27 protein-coding genes are annotated in these 26,417 nt (G+C 30.2%); 1 reads left to right on the plus strand and 26 read right to left on the minus strand.

Annotated elements, in window-relative coordinates:
• Positions 1 to 9 precede the first annotated feature (9 nt).
• Complete coding sequence (locus tag AEBR_RS01345) at positions 10 to 609, minus strand: DUF2238 domain-containing protein (protein WP_129086131.1); 600 nt, start codon at positions 607 to 609, stop codon at positions 10 to 12.
• 77 nt (positions 610 to 686) lie between these two features.
• Between AEBR_RS01345 and AEBR_RS01350 the strand changes: the two genes are divergently transcribed.
• Positions 687 to 1,193, plus strand: coding sequence for a hypothetical protein (locus AEBR_RS01350; protein ID WP_128981393.1), 507 nt, complete (start codon positions 687 to 689; stop codon positions 1,191 to 1,193).
• 6 nt (positions 1,194 to 1,199) lie between these two features.
• Here the strand turns inward: AEBR_RS01350 and AEBR_RS01355 are convergent, their stop codons facing one another.
• From AEBR_RS01355 to rpsT, 25 genes are all read right to left on the minus strand, one after another.
• Complete coding sequence (locus AEBR_RS01355) at positions 1,200 to 1,937, minus strand: tRNA (5-methylaminomethyl-2-thiouridine)(34)-methyltransferase MnmD (RefSeq protein WP_129086132.1); 738 nt, start codon at positions 1,935 to 1,937, stop codon at positions 1,200 to 1,202.
• A 107-nt stretch (positions 1,938 to 2,044) separates the two neighbouring features.
• The gene (gene luxS / locus AEBR_RS01360) at positions 2,045 to 2,560 is read right to left on the minus strand and encodes an S-ribosylhomocysteine lyase (RefSeq protein ID WP_129086133.1); all 516 of its coding nucleotides are present in this window, start codon (positions 2,558 to 2,560) and stop codon (positions 2,045 to 2,047) included.
• A gap of 104 nt (positions 2,561 to 2,664) precedes the next feature.
• On the minus strand, positions 2,665 to 3,021 hold the full coding sequence (locus AEBR_RS01365) for a hypothetical protein (RefSeq protein ID WP_129086134.1): 357 nt from the start codon (positions 3,019 to 3,021) through the stop codon (positions 2,665 to 2,667).
• 31 nt (positions 3,022 to 3,052) lie between these two features.
• On the minus strand, positions 3,053 to 3,451 hold the full coding sequence (locus tag AEBR_RS01370) for a hypothetical protein (protein WP_129086135.1): 399 nt from the start codon (positions 3,449 to 3,451) through the stop codon (positions 3,053 to 3,055).
• Between the two features lie 84 nt (positions 3,452 to 3,535).
• Entirely contained in the window at positions 3,536 to 4,963 is a 1,428-nt protein-coding gene (locus tag AEBR_RS01375) for an EAL domain-containing protein (RefSeq protein WP_129086136.1), read from the minus strand.
• Between the two features lie 314 nt (positions 4,964 to 5,277).
• Positions 5,278 to 6,234 carry a thiamine pyrophosphate-dependent enzyme gene (locus AEBR_RS01380; protein WP_129086137.1) on the minus strand — a complete coding sequence of 319 codons (957 nt, stop codon included), beginning with the start codon at positions 6,232 to 6,234 and terminating at the stop codon, positions 5,278 to 5,280.
• A 9-nt stretch (positions 6,235 to 6,243) separates the two neighbouring features.
• Positions 6,244 to 7,470 (minus strand): 2-oxoacid:ferredoxin oxidoreductase subunit alpha, encoded by a 1,227-nt coding sequence (locus AEBR_RS01385; protein ID WP_129086138.1) that lies wholly within the window; start codon positions 7,468 to 7,470, stop codon positions 6,244 to 6,246.
• Positions 7,467 to 7,883, minus strand: coding sequence for a 4Fe-4S dicluster-binding protein (locus AEBR_RS01390; RefSeq protein WP_172658833.1), 417 nt, complete (start codon positions 7,881 to 7,883; stop codon positions 7,467 to 7,469). The genes AEBR_RS01385 and AEBR_RS01390 overlap by 4 nt, the downstream gene beginning before the upstream one ends.
• Before the next feature lie 8 nt (positions 7,884 to 7,891).
• Entirely contained in the window at positions 7,892 to 8,455 is a 564-nt protein-coding gene (locus AEBR_RS01395; protein WP_129086139.1) for a pyruvate flavodoxin oxidoreductase subunit gamma, read from the minus strand.
• A gap of 352 nt (positions 8,456 to 8,807) precedes the next feature.
• Complete coding sequence (nifJ, locus tag AEBR_RS01400; protein ID WP_129086140.1) at positions 8,808 to 12,377, minus strand: pyruvate:ferredoxin (flavodoxin) oxidoreductase; 3,570 nt, start codon at positions 12,375 to 12,377, stop codon at positions 8,808 to 8,810.
• 203 nt (positions 12,378 to 12,580) lie between these two features.
• A complete protein-coding gene (locus AEBR_RS01405) occupies positions 12,581 to 13,234 on the minus strand; it encodes an HAD family hydrolase (RefSeq protein WP_129086141.1) in 654 nt (217 codons plus the stop codon).
• Positions 13,235 to 13,316: 82 nt separating this feature from the next.
• Positions 13,317 to 14,828, minus strand: coding sequence for a peptide-binding protein (locus AEBR_RS01410; RefSeq protein ID WP_129086142.1), 1,512 nt, complete (start codon positions 14,826 to 14,828; stop codon positions 13,317 to 13,319).
• Positions 14,829 to 14,999: 171 nt separating this feature from the next.
• Entirely contained in the window at positions 15,000 to 15,389 is a 390-nt protein-coding gene (rpsI, locus tag AEBR_RS01415) for a 30S ribosomal protein S9 (protein ID WP_128981369.1), read from the minus strand.
• Between the two features lie 5 nt (positions 15,390 to 15,394).
• Complete coding sequence (rplM, locus tag AEBR_RS01420; protein WP_128981367.1) at positions 15,395 to 15,814, minus strand: 50S ribosomal protein L13; 420 nt, start codon at positions 15,812 to 15,814, stop codon at positions 15,395 to 15,397.
• Positions 15,815 to 15,890: 76 nt separating this feature from the next.
• The gene (locus AEBR_RS01425) at positions 15,891 to 17,267 is read right to left on the minus strand and encodes a sensor histidine kinase (RefSeq protein WP_129086143.1); all 1,377 of its coding nucleotides are present in this window, start codon (positions 17,265 to 17,267) and stop codon (positions 15,891 to 15,893) included.
• Positions 17,261 to 17,935 (minus strand): response regulator transcription factor, encoded by a 675-nt coding sequence (locus AEBR_RS01430; protein ID WP_128981363.1) that lies wholly within the window; start codon positions 17,933 to 17,935, stop codon positions 17,261 to 17,263. Before AEBR_RS01430 ends, AEBR_RS01425 begins: the two co-directional genes overlap by 7 nt.
• Before the next feature lie 26 nt (positions 17,936 to 17,961).
• Entirely contained in the window at positions 17,962 to 18,354 is a 393-nt protein-coding gene (locus AEBR_RS01435) for a phosphate-starvation-inducible PsiE family protein (protein ID WP_128981361.1), read from the minus strand.
• Positions 18,355 to 18,363: 9 nt separating this feature from the next.
• Complete coding sequence (locus AEBR_RS01440; RefSeq protein WP_129086144.1) at positions 18,364 to 19,035, minus strand: phosphate signaling complex PhoU family protein; 672 nt, start codon at positions 19,033 to 19,035, stop codon at positions 18,364 to 18,366.
• Entirely contained in the window at positions 19,035 to 19,787 is a 753-nt protein-coding gene (gene pstB / locus AEBR_RS01445; RefSeq protein ID WP_438940229.1) for a phosphate ABC transporter ATP-binding protein PstB, read from the minus strand. Before pstB ends, AEBR_RS01440 begins: the two co-directional genes overlap by 1 nt.
• Positions 19,788 to 19,813: 26 nt before the next feature.
• Complete coding sequence (pstA, locus tag AEBR_RS01450) at positions 19,814 to 20,998, minus strand: phosphate ABC transporter permease PstA (protein WP_129086146.1); 1,185 nt, start codon at positions 20,996 to 20,998, stop codon at positions 19,814 to 19,816.
• A complete protein-coding gene (gene pstC, locus AEBR_RS01455; protein ID WP_228711999.1) occupies positions 20,995 to 21,891 on the minus strand; it encodes a phosphate ABC transporter permease subunit PstC in 897 nt (298 codons plus the stop codon). Before pstC ends, pstA begins: the two co-directional genes overlap by 4 nt.
• Positions 21,892 to 21,981: 90 nt before the next feature.
• Positions 21,982 to 23,712 (minus strand): GGDEF domain-containing protein, encoded by a 1,731-nt coding sequence (locus AEBR_RS01460; RefSeq protein ID WP_323807944.1) that lies wholly within the window; start codon positions 23,710 to 23,712, stop codon positions 21,982 to 21,984.
• A 101-nt stretch (positions 23,713 to 23,813) separates the two neighbouring features.
• Positions 23,814 to 24,854 (minus strand): PstS family phosphate ABC transporter substrate-binding protein, encoded by a 1,041-nt coding sequence (locus AEBR_RS01465; RefSeq protein WP_420370940.1) that lies wholly within the window; start codon positions 24,852 to 24,854, stop codon positions 23,814 to 23,816.
• A gap of 140 nt (positions 24,855 to 24,994) precedes the next feature.
• The gene (prfA, locus tag AEBR_RS01470) at positions 24,995 to 26,062 is read right to left on the minus strand and encodes a peptide chain release factor 1 (protein ID WP_129086149.1); all 1,068 of its coding nucleotides are present in this window, start codon (positions 26,060 to 26,062) and stop codon (positions 24,995 to 24,997) included.
• 45 nt (positions 26,063 to 26,107) lie between these two features.
• The gene (gene rpsT / locus AEBR_RS01475) at positions 26,108 to 26,368 is read right to left on the minus strand and encodes a 30S ribosomal protein S20 (protein ID WP_129086150.1); all 261 of its coding nucleotides are present in this window, start codon (positions 26,366 to 26,368) and stop codon (positions 26,108 to 26,110) included.
• Between the last annotated feature and the right edge of the window lie 49 nt (positions 26,369 to 26,417).

Consider the following 26,417-nt stretch of genomic DNA (forward strand, 5'->3'; position numbering starts at 1 on the left):
TCTTGGATTTTACTTTTCTATAAAAACTTTTAATTGCTTATTATGAATTTTACTTAATAAAACTAAGGCTAAAATAGCTCCTATTAGTGCCATAAGCATATCACTTTGTGTATCCCAAATATCTCCTTGTGTTCCTAAAAAAGCACTTGCTCCTTGTCCACTTAGAATGGCTACCCACCACTCAATTAATTCATAAAAAGCTGATAGAGCTAAACAAAAGCAGATTATAAAAAAAGCTCTCCATTTTGGATACAAAATTATATTTTTTCTAATAACAATCTCCCTAGCTATCATAGCTGGAATAAATCCTTGAGCTAAATGTCCAATCTTATCATAGTTGTTTCTACTTTGGTGAAATAGCTCTTTAATCGTATCAAAAAGGGGTACCTCTGCATAGGTGTAGTGACCACCAATCATTAGAATAATACAGTGTATTAAAATAAGGGCATAAAGCAAAGTAGTTAGTCTAAAACTATTATAGGTCAAAGCCAATACAAAAAGACCAATTATTGCAGGGAAAACCTCTAAAATCCAAGTAAAATAATCCTTTGGATTGATCCCTGACCAGATAAAAACAGCAAAAAATAGAGTAAGCCACAAATATTTCATAAAATTTCTCAACCTTGATTTGAGTAATTTTACTATTAATTAGATAAAATATGATTCATTAAACAGTAGGAAGAGTTATGACAAAAGAAAAAAGCATTAAAGAGAAAATTTTAGATTACATCTATATTTTATCAAAACAACCTATCCTCTTAAGAGATTTGTTAGAAGCTAATAGACAATATAATGAAGGAATGCATGTTGACCCTGCAAAGCTTGGATTTAGACTAAAACTTGGCAGAGCATATTTAGTTTATATAGGAATTGTGCTTTTAATTTTGATACCACTTTCTGCAATAACTCACAAACCCTTGGCAAATATTGACCCACATATATCTATTTTGGGAGCTATGGTTATTACAGCAGTTATTTTTATGGGATTTAATTTCTTTAGATCTAAAATGAGAGATGAAATTACATACAAACAGATAAAAAGATCTTGGGCTCTTAGATTTCCATATTTTCCTTATGACGAATATAATAAAAAGATTGAAGAGATATATCTAAAAGCTATTAAAAGTGAAGTATCTAAAAAAGATTTAGAAAAATATATTCTTGACAATATAGTTGAAGAGTCAAACAGTTAAAAGATATTAAAGCTTATCATAGATAGCTTTTGCCTCTTTATTCCTTTGTTTTTTTAATTCCATATCTATATATTTAGCCTTTAACTCTTTTTTTTGTTTTATGGCAAAGGTTTGTTTTCTATTTCCATTTGGATTTATCTCATATATTTCAAAACCAGCTTCATATAGTGAAAGTCTTACATTTGTGGCAATAGAGTAGGTGGTTACTATACAATCATCTTTTGTTGCTTCAAAAATATCTTTAAAATACTCTACACTCCAAAGTTCACTATTTACTTCAGAGCTAAAAGCATCTTGATAGACTATATCTATCTCTTTTAAAGTTTTAATATATTCTCTAGCATCACCAATAAAAAGTTCGATTTTTAGCTTATTTTTTTGATATTTTTTATTTTTTGAAAGTTCTTCAATAATAGATTTTAACTCTTTAAATTCTTCTGGATATTCAAAATCTTTTAAAGATTCAATTAATTCTAAATCAAACTCTGGAGAGAATATTTCAAGATTAATCTCAATATTATTCTTTTGTAAATAATAGATTGTGCTTAGAGTGTTATATCCAATACCAAAACAGATATCAAGTATTTTTAAATTTTTTTTATTTTTATGGTATTTTAAACTTGGAATTATATGTTTTGTAAATGCTTCTTGGATAGCCCCTGTTTTTAAATCATGGAAATGTTGATTATATTTTGTAGAAAATAGCGTGTTAGAGCCATCAATAGTTTTTATAAACTCTTTCATTGTAAATTACTTCTCTTAATGGTAGTAATTGTTGTTTTATAGTATAAAATCGAGATATTTTCAAAGGGTTGAAATAACCCTCTGAAAAGATTTAATTTTTGTGTCAATTAGCAACCTAAGCTATTTAACTTTTCATCAGATAGGTATAATTTTTCATTTGACATAACACCAATATCTTTACTTAGAATATTTTTTGCAATCTCTTGTGCCTCATCTAATGAGTGCATATTACAAGTTCCACATTGAAAAATATTTAATTCAGGAATATCATTTTGTGATTGTACATTTAGCACGTCTTCCATAGAGTCTTTCCAAGCTTTTGCAACGTTCTCTTCTTTTGGTGCTCCTAAAAGGCTCATATAAAAACCTGTTCTGCAACCCATTGGTGAAATATCAATAATCTCAACATCTTTTGAGTTTAAATGGTTTCTCATAAATCCTGCAAAAAGGTGTTCTAAAGTGTGAATACCTCTCTCTTTCATAATCTCTTTATTTGGAACACAAAATCTTAAATCAAATACTGTAATAGTATCCCCTGAAGGAGACTTCATAGTTTTTGCAACCCTAACAGCAGGTGCAGGCATAATTGTGTGGTCAACTCTAAAACTGTCTAGTAGTGGCATAATTAATCCTTGAATATTTTTTGTGATTTTAGCTAAATTCTTATTTTAAAGGCTTAAATTGGTTTTGTAGTTAAATAATAAAGAGTTAGAAAAAATCTTTTAGTTTATAAAAGATTTAAATTTTTTCTAACCATATGTTTAAATGCCTTCATATGAACTTTAAGCATAGAAGGTATTACTTCAACTCTACAAGCATGCACAATATTAGCATATTGGGGTTTTGAAAAGATAGTCTCTCTGTCTCGTGCTAAAAGAACAAGTTTATTGATATCGTCCTCTAGTTTAATGTCAGTTCTATCGCAAATAGCATCATAGACATAAAAAAATATTTTTCTATCTTCGTGAGTCATTTTACATGAATCATCCAACATTTTTAGTGCTAATTTTGTAGCATACTCAATTTCGATTGATTCAAATTTGTATGTTTTAGCCCAATCGTAAGCTTTTTGATATAAATCCATTCGCGCATCCTTGTTATCAAGTATGCAAGTTTTATTCCTTATTTATCTCTTTTTTAATCTCTTCGAAAGTAGATTCAATATATTTGGTTGCAACTTTTTTTTGTAAAAATGTAAAAAGTACAACAATTATCAAACCAAAGCCATAGGTAAAAAGTATACCAAGAACTATTAAAACTACTAGAATCCAAACATTTTGAAGTTCTCCTTCAAAACTTAAAGTAAAAGACTCTTTTTCTGCTTTTATATCAACAATTAAATCGTAATACAAATATAGATTTGAGGGTTTAAATTTTCTAAATATTAGTTGAGATTTTGTAGATTCTGTCTCTTTAGAAAAAGTAGAAAGTTTCTCTTTTAGAAGTTTTACAACTTCATCTTTTTTTTCTATTTTATATGATTTTTGTTGTGTAGAGATATCGAATATACCCATTGTTTTCCCTGTTTTTTATTAGTATAACAAAATTGTAATACAAATTTTACTTAAATTATGGGTAGCAAATATACAAAAACTATTTTATAGTTTTATAAGTGCTCTCTCTTGCGGTTGAGCAAATAAAAATCCTTGCGAATAGTCAATTTTAAGCTCTTTTATAAGATTTGCCAACTCTTGTGAATCAACATACTCAGCAATTGTTTTTATCTCATTCATTTTTGAAAATTCAACAATTAGTTTTATAAAGTTTATGTTTTTATCATTTCCAATTAGATTTTGGATAATACTTCCATCTATTTTAATATAGTTTGGTTTGAGTTTTATTATATTATTCCAGTTTGAGTATCCAGCTCCAAAATCATCTAAAGCAACTTTTGTTCCATACTCTTTTATTTTTTTTGTAAATTCAATTAATAAATCATAATCAGATATATTTTCAGTTTCAAGAAACTCTATAGTTAATCTTTTTGCAATTTGAGGATTTTTTTTCAACATAGAAAAGATAAAGTTACAAGTATTTTCATTAACTATATCAATATATGAAAGATTTATTGAAAACTCACATTGTGAATCTTTAAAATCATCAAAGGCATTCTCTATTATTCTGTGTGTAATTTTATGGTAAAGTTTAAATCTTTTTGAGATATCAATAAACTCATAAGGAGAGATTAGTTTTCCATCTTTTTTAATTCTGGCTAATGTCTCGTATTTGTATGTAGTATTTGAGTTATTGTCATATATTCCTTGATATACAGGGATCACTTGACTATTTTCTAAAGAGATTCTAATAGTGTTTAACATATCAAGGGAATTATTGCAAGATATTTCATTATCTTTGCTATACTCTTTTATACTCTTTACAATTGATTTTCTTGTTGATAAAAGAGCTTCACAAGAAGTTAAATATTTTGGGCTTGTAGAAGAGTATGCTAGATTTAAGTGAATATAAAATTTATAGCCTTCAATACCAAATAGCCTCTTCTCAAATCTATTTTTAATTGATTCTAAAACCTTTTCAATATTTTCACAATCACAATAAAAAGCAAATTCATCACCATAGATTCTGTATAACTCTTCCCCTATCTCCTTTTCAAGTATTTTATTTAAAGTTATTGCTGCTTTTTTTAGTAGTTGATCCGCTTTTTTAAAACCTAAATGTTTATTAAAAATTGTAAAGTCTATAATATTTATAAGTACCAAATATTTTTTATTCTCTTCCGGAATTTTGAAAAAGGCATTTCTATTTTTCAAACTTGTCAACATATCCTTTTCACTGTAGTTGAATAAGACATTTTTAGTTTTTTTTAAATCAAAAGTTTTTTTAAAAGAGTAGACTGAAAGGCACACTAAAATTGCCAATACAATAATAAGAAGTTCATCCACTTGGTATCTTTCATACTCTCTTGAGAAAGCATAAAGCAGTTCAAAAATATTTATAGAAGTTAAAATAGGAATTATTATTAAGATTGAGAGTAGTAGAATAAGTTCATCTTTAAATTTGGATATCATTTTAAACCTTTGAAAATAATTTTTTGATTTTTATTATTTTTTTATTTGAGCTATTAAAAATTCGACGAAGTATAGCATATTTATATTAAATATTAATTATTTATATTATAAATAATTAATATATAACTAATTAATATATAAATTGAATTAGTTTTTTATTTATTATACTTTAGTTATATATCAAAATAGTAACAATTGAAGTTAAAATGTTTATTGTTTGGATTTTACGGATTTTTAGGTATTAAAGTTGGTATTTATGTTAGAAAATAGTAGAGAGGAGAAAGCTCTCTACTACAATAAAAAAAGAGAAATTTTTATACTCTTGCCTCTTCTCTTCTTTGTAAATATTCCCATTTCTCATTAACTCTTTTTTGCCACTCTTCAATGATATGTTCATTTTCTGGTTTAAAAAGGTGTTTAAATCTAGGTTGGAATGCTAAATAATCTCTAACTGGAACAATATTTTTTGGTCTATAAGTAATATTTAGTTCAGTTCCATTTACTATCTCATAAAGTGGAAATACAAGTGAATCAACAGCTAAATCTGAAGCTTCAATTGTTTGATGAGGTTGAAACTTCCACTCTGTTGTACATGCACTCATTGCATTTATAAATACAGGACCTTTTGTTGCAAATCCTGTTTGGATTTTTTTAACCATATCTTTCCATTTATTTGGAGCAACTTGTGCCACATAAGGTGAGCCATGAGCTGCCATAATTTGAAGCATATCTTTTTTTACTTGTTTTTCACCGTAAGATGTTGAACCAGCAGGTGCAGTTGTTGTTGATGCTCCAATAGGAGTAGAAGAAGATCTTTGTCCTCCTGTGTTTGCATAAACTTCATTATCTAAACAAACATACATCATATCGTGACCTCTTTCAAAACATCCAGAGATCCATTGGAAACCAATATCATAAGTAGCACCATCTCCACCAAATGCAACAAATTTTGGTTGTGGAGTATCTGCACTAATTCTTCCTTTGTTTCTAAGTGCCTTATTCATAGCTTCAGCTCCAGCAATTGCAGTTGAAGCATTTTCAAATCCAATATGAATCCAAGAACAGTCCCATGAAGTATGAGGATAAATAGCTGTACAAACTTCTAAACAACCAGTTGCAGCAGAAACTACAAGGTTGTCATTTGTTGCATTTAAAACCTCTCTTACAATAATAGAGTGCGCACACCCTGGACATAAAACGTGAGAACCCTCAAATCTTTCAGCCGAAGTTGAAAACGTTTTTAAGTTTTTAATTACTTTTTGATCACCCATTTTTTCTCCTTACAGCTCATAAAAGCTTAATTCTGGTCCTCTAACTCCATGAAGTCTTTGGATTTTTCCAGTTAATTTACCATTTTTTGCATCATTTTGTAAATCAGTAAATATCTCTTTTAATTCATTAACAGTAATATCTCTACCACCAAGCCCATAGATTAAGTTTCTAAGTACTGGTCTTGCAGGAGTATTAAATAGAGCTCCAGCAACTTCATTATATAAAGCCCCAACAGTTCCACCAGGAGCAGATCTATCCATACATGCAAGAGCTTTAACATTTTGTAATTTTTGAGCTAATTGAACTAATGGAAAAGGTCTAAATAGTCTAGGTGCTATAACTCCAGCTTTAATCCCTTGTTCTCTTAATTCATCAGCTGCAATTGTTGCAGTTTCATAAGTAGTTCCTAAACAAACTATTGCAACTTCTGCATCATCCATTTTATGAGTTTCAACTAGGTTGTACTCTCTTCCTGTTAACTTTTTGAACTCTTTAAATATCTCTTCAACTATTGGAAGTGCACCTTGTAGAGCTGCATGTTGTTTTGCTTTGTGTTCAAAATGCCAGTCATGTTCTGTTTGAACTCCATGCGTAACTGGTTTAGAAAAGTCTAACATTGCATTAACTTGTACATAATCTCCAATAAAATCATAAGCAACTTTATCTGGAAGGGGTCTTACTGTTTGGGCTGTGTGTGAAGTTAAAAATCCATCTTGATTTGAGATAACTGGAAGTCTAACATCTTTGTGCTCTCCAATTTTAAATGACATAAGTGTTAAATCATAAGCCTCTTGTGCATTAAAAGAGTCAAGTTGAATCCAACCTGCATCTCTTGTTAAATACATATCAGAATGGTCACCATTTACATTTAGTGGAGCTGCAAGTGCTCTATTTACTAAACATAAAACAGCAGGTAATCTCATACCAGCACATTGGTATAAAACTTCAACCATAAGAGCACAACCTTGCGATGAAGTAGCTGTTGCAACTCTTCCTCCAGCTGCTGCTGCACCAACACATGCAGACATTGCAGCATGTTCTGATTCAACCATAATAAACTCACCATCAACATATCCATTTGCATGAAATGTTGCATAGTTTTCAACTGTATTAGTAGAAGGAGTAATAGGGTATGCAGCAACTACATCAACACTAGCTTGTCTAAATGCTTGTGCGTTACAGGTATTTCCATCCCATACTTCAACGCTGTTTAATTCCATCTCTTTTCTATTCATTCTTCTTCACCCTTTTTTTTCTTCTCAGGCCACTTTGTAAGTGCATCTTCATTTTTTTCTATTTCATTAAACATTAATAATGATTTCGGATTTGTTGGACAAACTTCTACACAGATTCCACACCCTTTACAGTGATCATAATCAACTCCAACCATCTCTTTATTTCTTGAAATAATTGCAGTGTCTGGACAGAACAACCAACAGTTTTGACAGTCAATACAAAGCTCACTATTCCAAACTGGTTTAAAAACTCTCCAATCTCCAACATATGCATTTTTTGAGTTTGTTTCTGCATATATTCTATCTTCTGGTTGAGTTTCAGCCATTAGATAATCTACATTTGCATTAAATGAAAATAGTGCAGCTCCTGGAACTAATTCGTCCCAACCCATCTCTTTTATAGATTTACTCATTATATCTCCTAATGTACTTCGTTATAAGCTCTTTGTATAGCAATCATATTTGCATCGATTACTTTTTGAGGCAGCTTTTTAAGTACTTTTTTCATCGCATTTTGAAAATACTCAAGTTCAAACATTCCACTTATTTTCATAAATGCACCTAACATTGGAGTATTAGGAATTGGTCTTCCAATAGTCTCTTGAGAGATTTTTAAACAGTCTAAAATAAATGTTCTATCTTCTCTTCCTTGCAACGCTGGAACCATCTCTATTAACTCATCTTTTTTCAAGTGAGTTGTAATAATGTATTGCGTTTTTTCAGTCTCATGTGCTGTAAAATCGTCTGTAAATGCTAAAGCTGGGTCTAAGATAAAGACATAGTTTGGGTGCATAAACTTCTCATGATTGATAATTTGTTTATCATCAATTCTGTTATAAGCAGTCATTGATGCCCCTCTTTTTGCAGATCCGTAGAATGCAAAAGCTTGTACTTCTTTACCTGTCTCAGCAACAACAGAACCTAGTCCTTTAGCACCAGTTACTGCACCTTGACCAGCACGGCTGTGCCATCTAATTTCTAGCATGGTTGCTCCTAAAATTTATTTAGATTAGTAGACACCTCTAATTTGTCTGGGGGAAGTTTAGGGAAACAAAACTTAGCTTAAAATTAAAATATGTAATAAATATGTACAAAAATTGCGAAATTTGTAAATTTATTATGTTGATGAACATATGTCCATTTTATGGGCTCTGTGTTATGAACATATGTTCATTATTGTACCTATTTTGATAACTTTTTCTTATGTATTATAGTTTTTAGAAAGAAATTTTAAAGTAATTTAATGTGATAAATAAGAAGTAAAAATAAAACTTTTTGATAATTTATAGAATTTTGTTAGAAGAGAAAAAGTGAGGTAAACCTTACCTCACTTTTAATTAGCCTTGAATTTCGTCAGAGTAATCTGCTGCTGCCATTCTTGATAGTTGTCTATATCTGTATTGTGCATCTTTTTTATTTTGTTCTAATAAAAAGTCTGCATGTTCTGGATTTAATTTTTTAAGAGATCTATATCTGTTCTCTTTCATTAAAAACTCTTCATATCTTTCCCAATCAGGTTTTTTCCCAGAGATTTTAATAGGATTTTCTCCTTGGTCAATCTTTCTTGGATCGAAAGTATAAATTGGCCAATATCCACAATCTGTTGCAAGTTCACCATGTTCAACTGATTTCATCAATCCACCTTGAATACCGTGAGCAATACAAGGAGAGTAAGCGATGATTAATGATGGTCCATCATACTCTTCAGCCTCTTTCATAGCTTGAACTGCATGTTTTTGGTTTGCTCTTGAGTTAATTTGTGCAACAAAAATGTTTCCATAAGTCATTGAGATATAACCTAAGTCTTTTTTCTTATTTGGTTTCCCATCATTTGTAAAGTCAGCAATAGAACCAGTTCTAGCTGATTTTGAAGATTGACCTCCAGTATTTGAGTAAACCTCTGTATCAACAACAAGCATATTTACATTTTCTCCTGTTGATAATACATGGTCAAGTCCACCATAACCAATATCATAAGCCCAACCATCTCCACCAATCATCCATTGAGATTTTCTTACTATATATTTTTTAAGACTTAGTAAATCTTTTACTCCTGGAAGGTTTTGATTTTGTTCTAATTGTGGTACAAGTTTATCTCTAATCTCTTGAGTTTTTACACCATTGCTTCTATTTTCCAACCACTCTTTATATAAAACTTTTAGAGGATTAGTTACATCTTCCATAGTTTCATTCATAATTCTTGCAATTCTATTTCTAATAGTCTCATTTGCTGCATGCATTCCGTATCCAAACTCTGCCGCATCTTCAAATAGTGAGTTCGCCCAAGCTGGACCTTCCCCTTTTGCATTTTTAGTAAATGGAGTTGATGGAGCTGATGCAGAGTAAATAGAAGTACATCCTGTAGCATTTGAGATCATCATTCTATCACCAAATAGTTGTGTTGCCAATGTGATATATGGAGTCTCACCACATCCTGGACATGCACTATGGAATTCAAATAGAGGTTGTGCAAACTGTGAACCTTGAACTGTATCTTTTTTAACTAAGTAGTCTTTATATGCTACATCATTAAATAAGTAGTCAGCATTTTCTTGTTCATTGTTTCCTGCTTCAACTTCATAAGGAACCATTTTAAGAGATTTCTCTTTTGTTGGACAGATATCAACACAAACATTACAACCTGTACAATCCATAATTGATACTTGAATTTTATATTTAAGACCTTGATCTTTAGTTCCTTTAGCTTTTGAATCAAGAGAGTGAGTTTTTACTCCTTCAGGAGCATTTTCAAACTCCTCTTCATCCATTAAAAATGGTCTAATAACCGCATGTGGGCACTCAAATGCACATTGATTACATTGAATACAGGTATCTTCATTCCATTGAGGAACCATAGTTGCAATTGTTCTTTTTTCATATTTTGTAGAACCATTTTCAAATGTTCCCCCTTCCATTCCAAGATTAACAACAGCAGATACAGGAAGTTCATCACCTTTTGCAGCATTTACAACTTTTGCAAAAGTTTCAACATATTCGCTTCCTTTGTATTTAGATTGAACTACAAGTTTTCCACCCTCTAATTTTGACCAAGATGGATCAACTGGAACTTCAACAAGACCCTCTTCTCCTGAATCAATTGCAAGATAGTTCATTCTTACTATCTCTTCCCCTTTATTGCCATAAGCTTTTTCAGCATACTGTTTCATGTATGTTTTAGCCTCTTCATAAGGTATAATATCGGCTAGTTTGAAAAATGCAGCTTGCATAATAGTGTTTGTTCTATTTCCAAGACCAATATCTCTAGCTAGTTTTGTAGCATTGATGATATAGAATTTAACTTTTTTATCTGCAAGTATTTTTTTAACTCTGTCAGGAATTGTTTGTACTATTTCGTCTACTGAATGAATTGAGTTAAGTAAAAAAGTTCCACCCTCTTTGATTTTATCAATTACTTCATATTGTTCTAGATAAACCTCTTTTGAACAGGCAACAAATCCTGGATTTGATACAAGATAAGTTGACCTAATAGGATTTTTGCTAAATCTTAGGTGAGATCTTGTATATCCACCACTTTTTTTAGAGTCATATGCAAAATATGCTTGTGCATAAAGATCTGTTTTATCTCCAATAATTTTAACTGAGTTTTTATTTGCTCCAACAGTACCATCAGCTCCAAGACCATAGAATAGACACTCATTTACATCTTCCACAACTGATACATTTTCTTTAACTTCAATTGAAGTGAAAGTAACATCATCATTAATACCAACTGTAAAGTGATCTTTAGGGTTTGCACTTGCAAGGTTGTCAAATAGAGCAATAATTTGATTTGGTGGCACATCTTTAGAAGATAATCCATATCTTCCTCCAATAACTTTTGGTTGTTTTTTCTCACCATAAAATACTGCTTTTACATCTAAATATAGAGGTTCCCCTAAACTTCCTGGCTCTTTTGTTCTATCAATAACACAAATTCTTTCAACAGATTTTGGTAGAGCGTTTAAAAAATATTTTGTACTAAAAGGTCTATATAGATGAACTGTAAGAAGTCCAACTTTTCTTCCCTCTGTTTTTCTTAAATAATCAACTGTTTCTCTAATTGTTTCATTTACTGAACCCATTGCAATAATAACGTCTGTTGCTTCAGGATCACCATAGAAAGTAAATGGTGCATAATCTCTTCCAGTAACTTTTGAAATCTCTTGCATATATTCATTTACAATATCAGGTACTGCATCATAAAATTTATTTGATGCTTCTCTCCCTTGGAAGTAGATATCATCATTTTGTGCTGTTCCTCTTGTTATTGGAGATTCAGGATTAAGTGAAGTGTCTCTAAACTTTTGAACTGCCTCATAGTCTAAAAGTCTGTCAAACACATCATATGACATAACTTCAATTTTATTGATTTCATGTGAAGTTCTAAATCCATCAAAGAAGTGTAAAAATGGAACTCTTCCTTTAATTGCAGCAAGGTGTGCAACTCCTCCAATATCCATTACTTCTTGAACAGAACCAGTTGCAAGCATTGCAAAACCTGTTGTTCTAGCACTCATAACATCTTGGTGGTCTCCAAAGATTGATAATGCATGCGCTGCTAATGCTCTAGCACTTACATGTATAACTCCTGGTAATAATTGTCCAGCAACTTTATACATATTAGGAATTTTAAGTAGTAAACCTTGAGATGCAGTATATGTTGTAGTAAGTGCACCTGCTTGAAGTGAACCGTGAAAAGTTCCAGCTGCCCCTGCTTCACTTTGCATTTCAATAACTTTTACTGTTGAACCGAATAGATTTTTTTTACCTTGTGTAGCCCACTTTTCAGTGTTATCTCCCATCTGAGATGAAGGTGTAATCGGATAAACACCAGCAACTTCAGTAAAAGCATATGAAACATATGCTGCTGCTTCGTTACCATCCATTGTAGCAAATCGTTTTGACATGTAATTTCCTTCAAATATATTTTCTTATGGATTGATATTAATTAAAGTAAACTTATATACTCTTGAATGTGAACTGAAATAAGTTGATATTAATTAATATAATTAATTAAATACACAAATTATGTACCCTTTAAGAATAAAAAAAAGGTGCTAATATTTTAGGAATTTACAAAATTGTAACTATTGTTTTTGCTGGTATAAAATTAGCTTTGTGAGATAGTTTTTATTAGTTCAACAGCCTCTAAGGGGTTGCTTACTATGTATGATGTGTGCTCTTTTAAAGTCTCTTCTTTCCCATAACCACACAAAACTCCAACTGAGTTAATACCAGCGCTATTTGCAGCAATTAAATCAAGTTCTGTATCTCCAACCATCCAAATATCACAAGTTCCTTCTATTTTCATTAGATCCAGAGTTTTATGTATTGGTTCAGGATGAGGTTTAGGGTGTTCAACATTCTCTCTTCCTGTTACAAATTCGAAATATTTCATAAGTTCAAGATGTTCTAAAAGCTCTTTGCTATAAAGCCCAGTTTTTGTGGTAACCACTGAAAGTCTTGCAAAGGTATTAGCCAACTCAATTGCCTCTTTTGCAAATTTTAGAAGTTCTGTTTGTTGTTTAGATATAACTCTATATCTCTCTTTATAGGCATGTACAAAATCCCAAACAACCTCTTTTTCAATACCTAATTCTAGATACATAATATCAAGAGGATAACCAATTAGTGTTTTGATATCTTCGTCAGTACCTTTGAAGTCATAGTTTAGTTCTTTAAAAGAGTGGTGAAATGTTGAGATGATTGCATCAGTTGAGTCAATTAGTGTTCCATCTAAGTCAAATAGAATGATTTTTTGCAAATTTATACCTTCATTATTTTATAGGCAAGTAGTTTAGTAAAAAAAAGATTACAAGCATATTTAATAGAAGAATTAATATATTTTAAGGTTTAATCCACTCAATTTGATTATGCATAATACCAATAAAAGATGGTTCAATATTTTTTATGTCTTTGTTTACAACTGAAATAGAGTTTGGAATATACAAAAAGAGATAAGGATTATCATGGGTAATAAGAGAAAAAAGTTCTTTATAAATTTTAGATAATTTATTTATATCAACTATCTCTGAACCTTTCTCTATTAATTCATCAACTTTTTTATTGTGATATCCAACTAAATTAAATCCACCCAGAAAATCTGATTTACTGTGCCATAAAGGATAAGCATCTGGCATTAGAGCCAAACTCCATCCCATAACTATGGTTTCAAAATTTTTTGGAGTGATAATCGTATTTAAAAAAGCTTGCCATTCCATAATTTTAATGGTAACTTTTACTCCAATTTTTGATAGTTGATATTGAATAATTTGAGCTACATTAACCCTTGTTTCATTCCCTGCATTTGTTGCTATTTCAAAAGAGAAAGGGTGTTTTTCGTCATATCCAGCTTCTTTTAAAAGCTCTTTTGCTTTTTGCAAATTTTGTTTTATAGGTTTAATCTCTTTATTAAAGGCAAAACTTCCTGGCAAAAAAGGACCTGTACAAACTTTTCCATGTCCAAAGAAAAGAATATCTACCATCTCTTGTCTATCTATAGCCAAAGAGAGAGCTTCTCTTATTTTTGGGTTTTGGAATTTTTTATTTTTTAAGTTAAAACCTAAATAGTCATAGGAGAAACTTGGTCTCTCTATTATTTTAAATTTGTCCTTAAATTTATCATCAATTTGTCTATCAATTTGAAGAGGAGTTAAACCTCCTATATCAAGAAGTTTTTGCTTTAACATCAAAAAAGAGGTGTTAGAATCAGGTAAAAACTTATAATGAATTTTTTCAATTTTAGGTTTTCCTTCAAAATAGTTCTCATTTGCAATAAGCTCAATATCAGAACCAGTTTTAAATTCTGCTAATTTATAAGGACCTGTACCTATTGGTTTTCTGTTAAACTCAGAAGTCATTAAATCTTTTTGTTTTTCTAAAATATGTTTAGGAATAATCTCAATCATCCAGATTATAAGAGCTTTAAAATAGGCTCTTTTATAGTTAACTTCTATTGTATAGTTATCTAGTTTTTTTACAGATTCAACCTCTTTATAGTTTGTTTTTCTAGGAGTGAAGATATTTTTATCCATAATCTTTTCATAGGTAAAAATAACATCATCAGCTGTTAGTTCAACTCCATCATGCCACTTAATACCTTTTTTTAATTCAATAATCAATTTTTTATCATTCAAAAAATAGTAAGATTTTGCCAAGTCAGTTACTATATTTCCATCTTTATCATATTTTAAAAGACCGTTAAAAAGCCATTGTGTTATCTCTGAGCTTGTGCTATCTGCTGCAATAATTGGATTTAGTCTACTTGGACTTGAGGAGATAGAGAGATTTAAGGTACTTGCGAGTAAATTAATTAATAAAAATGATTTAATTGTAAAAAATATAATAACTCTTTTCATGTTAGGATTATATCCTATTAAATCTTTTTTATGTCCTTAAACATAACTATAATAGCATTAGCTTATTTTTTATTAGTTTAGTAAGATATTTTTATATAAAAAAAGGGGAAAGACATCTGTCTTCCCCCTTTGAATAGAAAATCTGTAATCTTTGAAAAGATATAGTAGATATTATCTTTTTGAAAACTGAGTTGATTTTCTCGCTTTTTTCTTTCCGTATTTTTTTCTTTCAACAGATCTTGCATCTCTTGTTAATAATCCGTAAGGTTTTAAAATTGCTCTGAATTGCTCATCGAAAGCTACTAAAGCTCTAGAGATACCATGTCTTACTGCATCTGCTTGAGCTGAATATCCACCACCAAGTGTTTTTACAACAATATTTACAGAAGAGTCTTGTTTAGATACTTCTAATGGTTGCATTACTCTTTTTTTAATTGCTTCATGTCCACCTAGCCATGCGTCTAAAGTTTGACCATTGATTGTAAGTTGACCGTTTCCGTTTTCTAACCATACTTTAGCTATAGAAGTTTTTCTTCTTCCAGTTGCATATACTTTTGCCATTAGTCTTATCCTTTAATTTGCGCAGAGTGTGGGTGTTCGCTTCCTGCGTATACTTTTAATTTTTTTAACATTTCTTTACCAAGTTTTGTTTTTGGTAACATCCCTCTAGTAGCTAGTTTGTATAATTTTTCAGGGTTTTTGTCTAGCATTTCAGCCATTTTGTGAGTTTTAGTACTTCCAAAATATCCTGAGTGAGTATAGTAATTTTTATTTTCAAGTTTTGTTCCTGAAAATTTTGCTTTTGAAGCATTGATAATAATTACATTATCTCCACAGTCTACGTGAGGAGTATATGAAGGTTTATGTTTACCTTTTAATAGTGTTGCAACTTCAGTAATAATTCTACCAAATATTTTATCTGTTGCATCAACTACTATCCAATCTCTTTCGATTTCGTTAGCTTTTGCCATTTGAGTAAATTTCATCTATTTTCTCCGATTTTGTTAATGAGGTGGAATAATAGTCTAGTTAAGCTTAAAAAATACTTAATTTAAGTGATATTTAATATTTTATTTTAAATTCTGAGCCTTGCGCCAGTTTACTTGTGATAATTAGCTCAAAATCATGAAGTTTTAAAATGGCATGAACAATAAATAGTCCAAGTCCTAAAGAGTTGTTCCAACCATTTTGAGATACTCTGTAAAATTTCTGATTTATCTTTTTAATTTCATGTTCATCTATTCCTATCCCTTTATCTATAATAGAGATAAATTCATCATCAATTTTTATAATTACTTCATCTTCAGAATATTTTAGAGCATTTTCAATTAAGTTTGTAAGTGCCATAGAAAAGAGTGTTTCATCTACATTTATCTCTTTATCCTTCCCTATTATAGTAACTTCTCTTTGGGCATATTTTTCTTTTAAATCGGAGATTATGTCATTTAAAAGATCATGAAGAGAACATTGGGTAGTTAAGATAGTCTGTTTTCCCTCTTCAAGTTTTAAAGTCAGCCTTAGTTTGTCAATAATTTGAGACATTTTATTACCACTGGTATAAATTTTATTTAAAAATTTAGTTTTCATTTTCTCTGGTAAATCTTTGTCATTTAAAATAGTTTCCGCATATCCTGTAATAATTGCAATTGGATTCTTAAACTCATGGGAAATTGCAGAGATTATCTCATCTTTTTGTCTATTAGCAAGTTTTAGTTTTGCTGTTTGTTTATCTTTTTGTTTCTCTTTTTTAGAGAGCTTATTTGCAACTTTATTTAAAAGTCTTGTAATCTTATTAAACTCCTCAGAAAACTCTGAATATATCTCATATTTTGGTCTTTTATTACTCATTTGAATTAAAAAGTCTAAAATAGAGTTTGTTTCATCTTTGATTTTTAAACTTAAGTAATAAGTTACAATAAAAAAACCAACTAAGAATAGGGCAATAAGACCTATTAATTGATAGATTAATTCTGTAAAATTATCTCTTATTTTTGAAGTATAGTCAGCTAATCTTATGTAGTAAATTTTATCATCAATAACAATCTTTTTAGCTACATACAAAAGTTCTTGTTCTAATGTGTGAGAATATCTAATTGATTTACCATAACCATTATATTTTGCATGGATAATCTCATCTCTATTTGCGTGATTTTCCATACTCTCCTTATCTTTATCACTATCTGCAACTACAACACCATCTTCATCAATAACTGTAATTCTATTTCCAGTTTTTGCTTTAAAGGTTTTAACAATATATGAAGCATTATCCAAAGTGTTAAAGGAGAATGAGAGAGAGTCAATATTTTGTGAAAGATTTTTCTCTATTTGGTCTAAATATATATGTTTTGACCAAAAATATATGGTGATACTTAATACTATAAGAAGAAGTAAAAAGATAAGAGAAAAGGTTCTTAAAAAGAGTTGGTGAATCTTTAACAAAATAGGTAACCTTCCCCTCTAATTGATTTTATATACTCTTTTTTATTTTTCGGGTCAATTTTTGCTTTTAATCTTTTAATTGCAACATTTACTGTTTTTAGTTTTTTATCATATGAGTCTTCCCAAACTGTTTCAAGAAGATGTTCTCTAGTCATAAGAATATCTCTATTTTTCATAAACTCCAAAAGTAAATCATGCTCTAAGTGGGTTAATACAATCTCATCATCATCTATATAGAATTTTTTATTTGAGGCTTTATAGACAATATCTCTAACTTTTAATACATCTACATCATTGCTTGATCTTCTAATAACAGCTTTTATTCTAGCTAGAGTCTCTTTTATATTGAATGGTTTAGTTATGTAATCATCTGCATGGGCATCAAAACCTTCAAGAATATCTTCATCTTTATCTTTTGCAGTTAGATAAACAATAGGAATATTATAACCCTTTTTCTTTATGCTATTTACAAACTCAGTTCCATCAATACCAGGAAGATTTCTATCCATAATAATAAGATTAACTGGCTCCTCATCTAAAACTTTTTCTACTTTGTCATTTACATTTAAAAAGCCAATTGTTTCATAGCCTTCTTTTTGTAAAGAGTATTCCAAAAGTTCTAAGATATCCTCTTCATCTTCCACAATTAATATTAGTTTTTCATTCATCTTTTACTCTATGTAGAAGTATCTAGTTAGATACTTTTATTTTTATTTGGGTTAATTTTAATAATTCCTGGTGAATATTTTAATGCTAAAATCCTAAAAATAAAGAATATAAAAATCACAAGAAGAAGAAAAAGTATATTAAAATAATCTTTTGAAGATTGGGAAGTGTTGATAATTACATCCCTAATTAAAAAGATAATAAATATATCAATTACAAATCTAAGTCTTAGCTTCTCTTTTTTTATAAAATCAGAAATCATCTTTATGACTTCCATTACGACAATAAATTCTAACATTAGAACGATAGCTTTACTAAATTCAAATTTAGTAGCTATAATAAGTGCAAAAATAACTATAGCTACTAAAACTTCTAAATTGTATCGGAACTTTTTTTTAAGTTTTAAAATTTTTTCTTCCATATATTTGAACTATTTTGCTTGTTCAATTACTCCACCAGCATGTGCAAACAGTAAAAGGTTTGCAATTGAAGCAGCTCTGTCTGCAGTTTTTTCTAATCTTCTTAAACTACTTAAAACATCAAAATAGTCTTTTGAAAGTTCAATTTTTTTAGCAATTAGTTTTAAAGTGTTTTTCTCAATGATTGCATATAAATCATCGGTTTTACTCTCTTCAACACTTACCTTTTGGAAACCAGTTTCAATAACTTTTTCATCTGTCTCTTTAATAAGTTGCATTGCAGTCTCTAAAGCTTGATTTGATGCTTTAAGCAAAGGAATTGCATACTCCAAAATAGCGTGTTTATCTAAATCATCAACAAATGATTTTTTAAAAGTTTTAACAAAAGCTTTAGAGTTTGCTCCTGCTCTTAAAAGCTCATTTGTAATTTTTAAAAATGATACCATTTCCCTTAAATCTCTTGCCTCAGGAGAGTATAGAGCTAGAGTTTTAACTATTAAATTATCAACTTCATTTGACTTAGTTGAAAGACTTTTTATTGATAGATTTATGTCTTTTAACATTGTTAAATCATTCTCTTTAAGAGCAGCCAAAGAGATTTTATTTGCATGTACAACTTCTTGACCTATGCTGTATATCTCATCTTTTATTTTTTGTACATTCTCTTCATATGGTTTTAACATTATCCAAACCTTCCTGTAATATAGTCTTCTGTTTTTTTATTTGATGGGTTAACAAAAATTGTATCTGTTTCATCATATTCAATCAATTTTCCTAAATGGAAAAATGCAGTATAGTCTGCAACTCTTGCCGCTTGTTGCATATTGTGAGTTACTGTTATAATTGTATATTTTTCTTTTAATTCAAGCATTAAAGCTTCAATCTTTTCAGTTGAAATAGGATCAAGTGCTGAAGTTGGTTCATCCATTAAAATAACTTCTGGTTTAACAGCAATTGTTCTAGCAATACAAAGTCTTTGTTGTTGTCCACCAGATAGTGAAGTTCCAGGTTGCGCTAGTTTATCTTTTACCTCTTCCCACAGACCTGCATCTCTAAGAGATTTTTCTACAAGCTCATCACAAGCTTTTCCTTTTTTTACATGACCATGCTTTAAAGGAGCATAAGAGACATTATCATAAATTGATTTTGGAAAAGGATTTGGTTGTTGAAATACCATTCCAATTTTTTTTCTTACACTCACTTCATCAACATCTTTATCATAGATATTTTTATTGTCAATTACAACTGAACCATCAATTTTAACAATAGATATAAGGTCATTCATTCTATTTAAACATCTTAAAAATGTAGATTTACCACATCCTGATGGTCCAATTAAAGCTGTTATTTTATTTTCATATAAAGGAACAGTTATATTGTGTAAAGCATGGTTTTCCCCATACCAAAGATTTAATTCGCTTACATCAACTTTTATATTTTTATTAGACATTTTTTTCCTTATTACCATTTAACTTCATATTTTTTTCTAAGATATATTGCAAAAGAGTTAAGTGAAATTAATATTGTTAATAACACCATAATCCCTGCAGCAGTCTTCTCAACATACATTCTCTCTGGCATTCCTGACCAAGTAAACAATTGTGCAGGCATAACCGTTGCTGCATGAAAAACCGAACTTGGAGCATCTGGAATAAATGCAATCATACCAATGATAATCAGAGGGGCAGTCTCACCCATTGCTTGTGCTAGACCAATAATTGAACCAGTTAGAATTCCAGGGAATGCTAAAGGCAGTACGTGGTCTCTTGTTACTTCAATTTTAGTTAGTCCCAAACCATAACCAGCTTGTCTAATAGAATCAGGTACTGCTCTTAATGCTGCTCTAGAACTAACTATAATAATTGGTAGTGTCATAAGCGCAAGAGTTAAACCTCCAACAAGAGGTGAACTTCTTGGAAGTCCAAAAAGATTAATAAAAATAGCAAGTCCCAAAAGACCAAAAAGAATTGAAGGAATTGCAGCAAGGTTGTTAATATTTACCTCTATTGTTTGGGTAAATTTATTATCATCTGCAAACTCTTCAAGGTAAATTGCTGTCATAACCCCAATTGGAAAAGCAAAAAGCATAGTTATAATCAGAGTTAAAATTGAACCAATAACTGCCGAGTTTAATCCAGCAAATTCAGGGATTTTTGAGTCACCATTTGTAAAAAATATCTTATTAAATTTAAGTTCAACATTTCCATAAGCTTTTAAATCGTCAATCAAAGCTCTATCTTTTCTTTTTAGTTTATAGTAGTGCCCTTTTAAATATTGGTCAACTTGGTCATCTGCTAGAGCCCAAACAGAAATAGTTTGTCCCATCAAAGAAGGATTTTGTTCAACATGTCTTGGAATCTCTCTAAGCCAAGCTCTTGATACAACACCTAAATATTCAGAACTAATTGCAGTTCTTGAATTCTCTATTGACTCTTCATTATAAGTCACATCTACTTTTATATAAGCTTGTTCAAATGCAGGTGTTCCTTTTGAAATCATATCATATAGAAAGAATATCAAAAATGCTATTGAGAAAATTAAAGAGGTAGCAGTAAAAGCTTTAAACCTTTTTGATTTTCTATGTCTTCCATTTAGAGTTGGATCATAAAATGGGTTATCAATATGTTTATTGTTTCTTTTAATCATAATGTGTTCACTTTATATTTTTCTTTAAATTTTCTAATCATCATCAATGAAATAATGTTCAAAAATAATGTTACGACAAATAGTGCAAGCCCTAATGCAAATGCAGATAGAGTTTCAGGTGAGTTAAAAGCTTGATCCCCAACAAGAGCATCAACAATCCTAACTGTAACAGTTGTCATATCTTCCAAAGGATTAAAAGATAGATTTGGTCTAAGACCTGCTGCCATTACAACAATCATTGTCTCTCCAATTGCTTTTGAAAAACCAAGAAGTGTTGCTGAGATGATACCTGGAAGTGCAGAAGGCAAAACAATATTTTTGATTGTCTCTCCTTGTGTCATACCAAGACCAAGAGAGGCTTTTCTTTGGCTATCAGGAACTGCTCTAATTACATCATCTGAAAGTGATGAAATTACAGGAATAATCATAATTCCCATAACTATTCCAGATGCAAGTGCTGAGTTAAATGTAGCTTCTAGACCAAAAAAATCTGCTGCTTTTACAACAAAAGGTGCCACAGTAATTGCAGCAAAGAAACCATATACAACAGTAGGTATTCCTGCAAGAATTTCAAGTACAGGTTTTAGATAATCTCTTGTTCTCCCCGTTGCATATTCACTCATATAAATAGCACTTCCTAAACCAACTGGTAGGGCAACTGCCATTGCAATAAATGTAATCATTAATGTGCCTGCAAAGATAGGTACTGCACCAAATTGACTTCCTATAACTCCTGGAGACCAAGTAGTTCCTGTAAGAAAGTACCAAAAACTTCTTAATTGGAAAAATGAGATAGCTTCAAACAATATTGAAAAAAGGATTCCAAAAGTAGTTAAAATTGAAATAGTTGATGCAAGAATCAAAGCAATTTTAATAACTCTCTCTTTTAATATTGTAGATCTGTTTTTTGATTCAAAAGAATGCAATGTCTACCTTTCAAATAAATTTTTGTGATATTCTATTAAAAGATGGTTACAGTAAAGTTACATGTCTAGACAGACTCCAAATGGATAATCAACTCTTTTAGATAGTTTTTTAAATTCACCCAATTTTGAGTTTAGATTTTCTAAACTACTTTTTTTGCAAATCTCAATAATTGCACAAGAGACACTAAGCAGTTTAAAATCTCTCTCTACTCCAAATCTATCTTTTGCTGTAATAAATCCTTTTTTTATATCCTCTTCATTATATAGACTTTGTACACTAATTTCGAATTCACTTTGAATATGCGCGATAACTTCATTTACATATTCAAAAGTTGAGTTAATAAAACCAACAAAAAAGTCATCTCCACCAATATGTGCTATAAAACTCTCCCTTGAGAGATTTTTTTGAAGAATCTCTGAAAACATAAGTATTGCTCTATCTCCAAGTCTAAAGCCGTAGGTGTCATTAAATGGTTTGAAATCATTAAAATCAAAATAGATAATCTGTGATTGATATTTATTGTTAAAAACATTATAGATAAAATCATCAATTTGATTATTCCCTGGAAGTTTAGTCAAAGGATTTTGGTTTTGAGCTATTTCAAGATTTCTTTTATATGAGAGTGAAAGAAGATTATTAAGGCTTATAAAACCATAATATTTAGAATCTTTACTAACAAAAATACCTTTTGCATCGTTTCTCATATTAAATATCTCTAAAGCTTTATCAATACCCCAACTAATATCAATCTCTGGAACAGGTCTTAAATAGTGTTTTAATTTAGCTTTAAAAGATTGATTTTTTGCTAAAGAGAGACCATATTGAGAATAAGATATCTGTTTTATATCAACTTCATATATAGCTCCTAAAATCTGTTTTTCTCTATTTACAATTGGTACAAAAGTATTTTTTGTATGCTCTTTAAAATATACGAATAGATCATGGAGTGAAGAGTCTTCATTTATTGCATCAATTTTTTCTATAAAAGATTTGTCAATACTATTACTTGCTAATCTTTTGTCTTTTTTGAAAAAACTCATATTTTTGTAGCTCTTTTTTACTTCATTTACATTTAGAGTTGGTCTACAAAAAAGGTAACCTTGGAGGTAATCAACTTTAATATCTTTACAAGTAAAGTACTCTTCAACTCTTTCAATCCCTTCTGCAATAACTCTTATGCCCATTATATGAGCCATTTCAACAACTGAAGAGCAAAAAAGCCTTTTTTTCTGATCTATATCAATATTTGTAATAAAAAATTTATCTATTTTAACAAAATTTGCATCTGAAATATAAAGAAGATGAAGACCTGATACTCCTGTACCAAAATCATCAATTGCAATATTTATATTATCTTTTTTATAGTTTTGAATTGCCTCTTGAAAAAGATTTTCATCGCTAAAAGGATTATGTTCTGTTAGCTCAAAACAGAGTCTATCACTACTTAAGTCCAGTTCATCTAATATTTCAGCTGTTTTACCAAATGCTCTATTTGGCATGGTGAAAAATCTATTATCAATATTGTAAAAAAGTTTTAGATTTGGTACATCAATAAGAGTAAATTTTTTTATAGCAATTTTTCTTAATTTTATATCATAATCAAAGAGTATCTCTTTGTTTGCAAGGTAGTCAAAAAAGTCATTAATTGACTGGAAACCAATCTCTTGATAGTTTCTTATTAAGGCTTCAACAGCGAAAGTTTTTCCAGATTGTGTGTTTATAATAGGTTGATAAGCAAAATCTATTTTGCTTAGGTCTAGTTCCTTTTCTATCTTAGAATCCTCAATTTAGATTTTCATCTAGATTCAAACCTATCTCTTCGCGTAAAATAGGATAAATCTAGATGAAAATCTAAAAAGAGAAGAGAAACTCTTCCCTTTAAAGAAAACTATTTTTTAGATAAATCTTCTAAAGTAAGTTTTTTACCTGCTAATACAGACTCTCTATATGAAGCTCTTTCGTCAGCTGGTAGTGGGATTAAACCGATTTCAGTTAAGATACCACTTTTACCAATCATATTTTCTGACATAAACATTTCAACATAGTTTTTCATAGCTGGAACATCTTGTTTATGTGAGTTTTTAGTATAGAAAAATAATGATCTAGATACTGGGTATTTAGCTGATGAGATATTCTCTGGAGTTGGAGCGATACCATTGATAGTTGAACCAGATAATTTGTCATCATTCTCTTCTAAGAATGAGAATCCGAAGATACCAAATGCAGTTTTATTTTTAGTTAATTTTTGTACGATAATATTATCATTTTCTCCTGATGGTACATAAACACCGTCAGTTCTAATTACTGAATATTTTTTATATTTTTTATCTTCAGAAGCTTTGCTAGTATATACATCCATTTTTTTGAAAGTGTGTTGCATTACTAACTCTTCAAAAGCATCTCTTGTACCAGAAGATTTTGGTGGTCCATAAACAATAATTTCTCTATTTGGTAAAGAAGCATCAATTTCTGACCAGTTTTTATATGGATTTTTAACTAAAGTTTTACCATCTTTTGAAGGAACTTCTTCAGCAACAGCTAATGCTAATTGTTCTCTTGTCACATTAAAAGCAGCATTTGATTTATCTTGAGCAAATGCAATACCATCAAATCCGATAACAGCTTCAGTAATATCAGTTACACCATTTTTTTGACATAATTCAAACTCTTTTGCTTTCATTCTTCTTGAAGCATTTGTGATATCAGGAGTATTTAAATCATTTCCTGCACAAAATAGTTTCATACCACCACCTGAACCAGTTGATTCAACTACTGGAGTTGGGAATTTTGTTGTTGCACCTAATTCTTCAGCTACTGCAGAAGAGAAAGGGTAAACTGTAGATGAACCTACAATTTTAATTTGGTCTCTAGCACTTAATGAAACAGTAAGCGCAGCAGATGCTAATAGAGCAAGTGTTGTTTTTTTCATAGTCATATTTTTCTCCGTTAAAAAATTAAGATATGAAATTTTATTGTTTATTGATTACATTTCGGTTACTACTAAATGTATGAAGTGGGTATCAAAAAAGTGTATTAAAAAAAGGAGTTATGTGGCAAAGAAGAGAAGGATTATAATCCATTCGCTTCTATAAGTCTTGATTGATAGTCTGCTATTAAAGGATCAATTATTTCATCAAATAATCCATCATTCATAATATAGTCTAGTCTATATAGTGTTAAATTAATTCTATGGTCAGATACTCTGTTTTGTGGATAGTTATATGTTCTAATTCTTCCACTTCTATCACCAGTACCTACTTGTTCTTTTCTGTTTGCGCCTTCTGCTTCCATTTTCTCTTGCATTTGAATGTCATAAAGTCTAGCTTTAAGTACTTTCATAGCTTTTTCTTTGTTTTTGTGTTGAGATTTTTGGTCTTGGTTTGTAACAACAATTCCTGTTGGAAGGTGAGTAATTCTAACTGCTGAGTCAGTAGTATTTACCGATTGTCCACCACAACCACTTGAACGCATTACATCAATTTTTAAATCGTTTGGATTTATATCAACTTCAACATCATCAACTTCTGGCATAACTGCAACTGTAATAGCTGAAGTATGAACTCTTCCTTGTGATTCTGTTGCAGGAACTCTTTGAACTCTGTGGGTACCACCTTCAAACTTTAGTTTTGAATAGACATGGTCACCTTTAAAAAGGGCAACAATCTCTTTGTATCCTCCTGCCTCACTCTCACTTTGACTCATAAGTTCAACTTTCCAGCCATTGTTCTCTGCGTATCTTAGATATCCTCTAAAAAGATCTCCAACAAATATTGCAGCTTCATCTCCCCCAGTTCCTGCTCTAAGTTCCAAATAGATATTTTTTGCATCATTTGGATCTTTTGGAATCATTAAGAACTTAATATCATCTTCCAATTGAGGTTTTTTAACTTCTAACTCTTTTAGTTCCTCTTTTGCAAGTTCTCCAAGCTCTTCATCTTCTAGCATTAGTTTGTTATCTTCAATATCAGCTAATACTTTAAGATACTCTTTTGCTTTAGTAACAATAGGTTCAATACTTGATTGTTCTTTTGAAAGACCAGTCATTTTTTTAATGTCTGAAATGATATCAGGAGAACTTAACAGTTGGTTAATCTCCTCATATCTATCAATAAAAGGCAGTAATTTATCTTTTAGCATTGTTGTCTATATTTTTTATAAAAATGTTCTATTATAATGTATTAATTATAGAGCGTTAACTTTTACTTGTAATCTACTAACTTTTCTTGAAGCATTCGCTTTTTTAAGAATACCTTTTGAAACGCAGTGATGTAAGTATTTGTTAGCCGTTTTCATTGCTTCAACCGCTTTATCTTTATCTGCAGTTTCAACCGCAGCTAATACGTTTTTAACAACATTTTTAATTCTTGTTTTATAGAATCTATTTCTTTCTGTTTTGATTCCAGTTTGTCTTGCTCTTTTTTCAGCAGATTTATGATTTGCCATATTAATTTAACCTCTTTGTAAAATTTTTAAGGGTAGAATATTACCTAAA

Source organism: Halarcobacter ebronensis, from assembly GCF_013201825.1.
Classification (GTDB): Bacteria; Campylobacterota; Campylobacteria; order Campylobacterales; family Arcobacteraceae; genus Halarcobacter; species Halarcobacter ebronensis.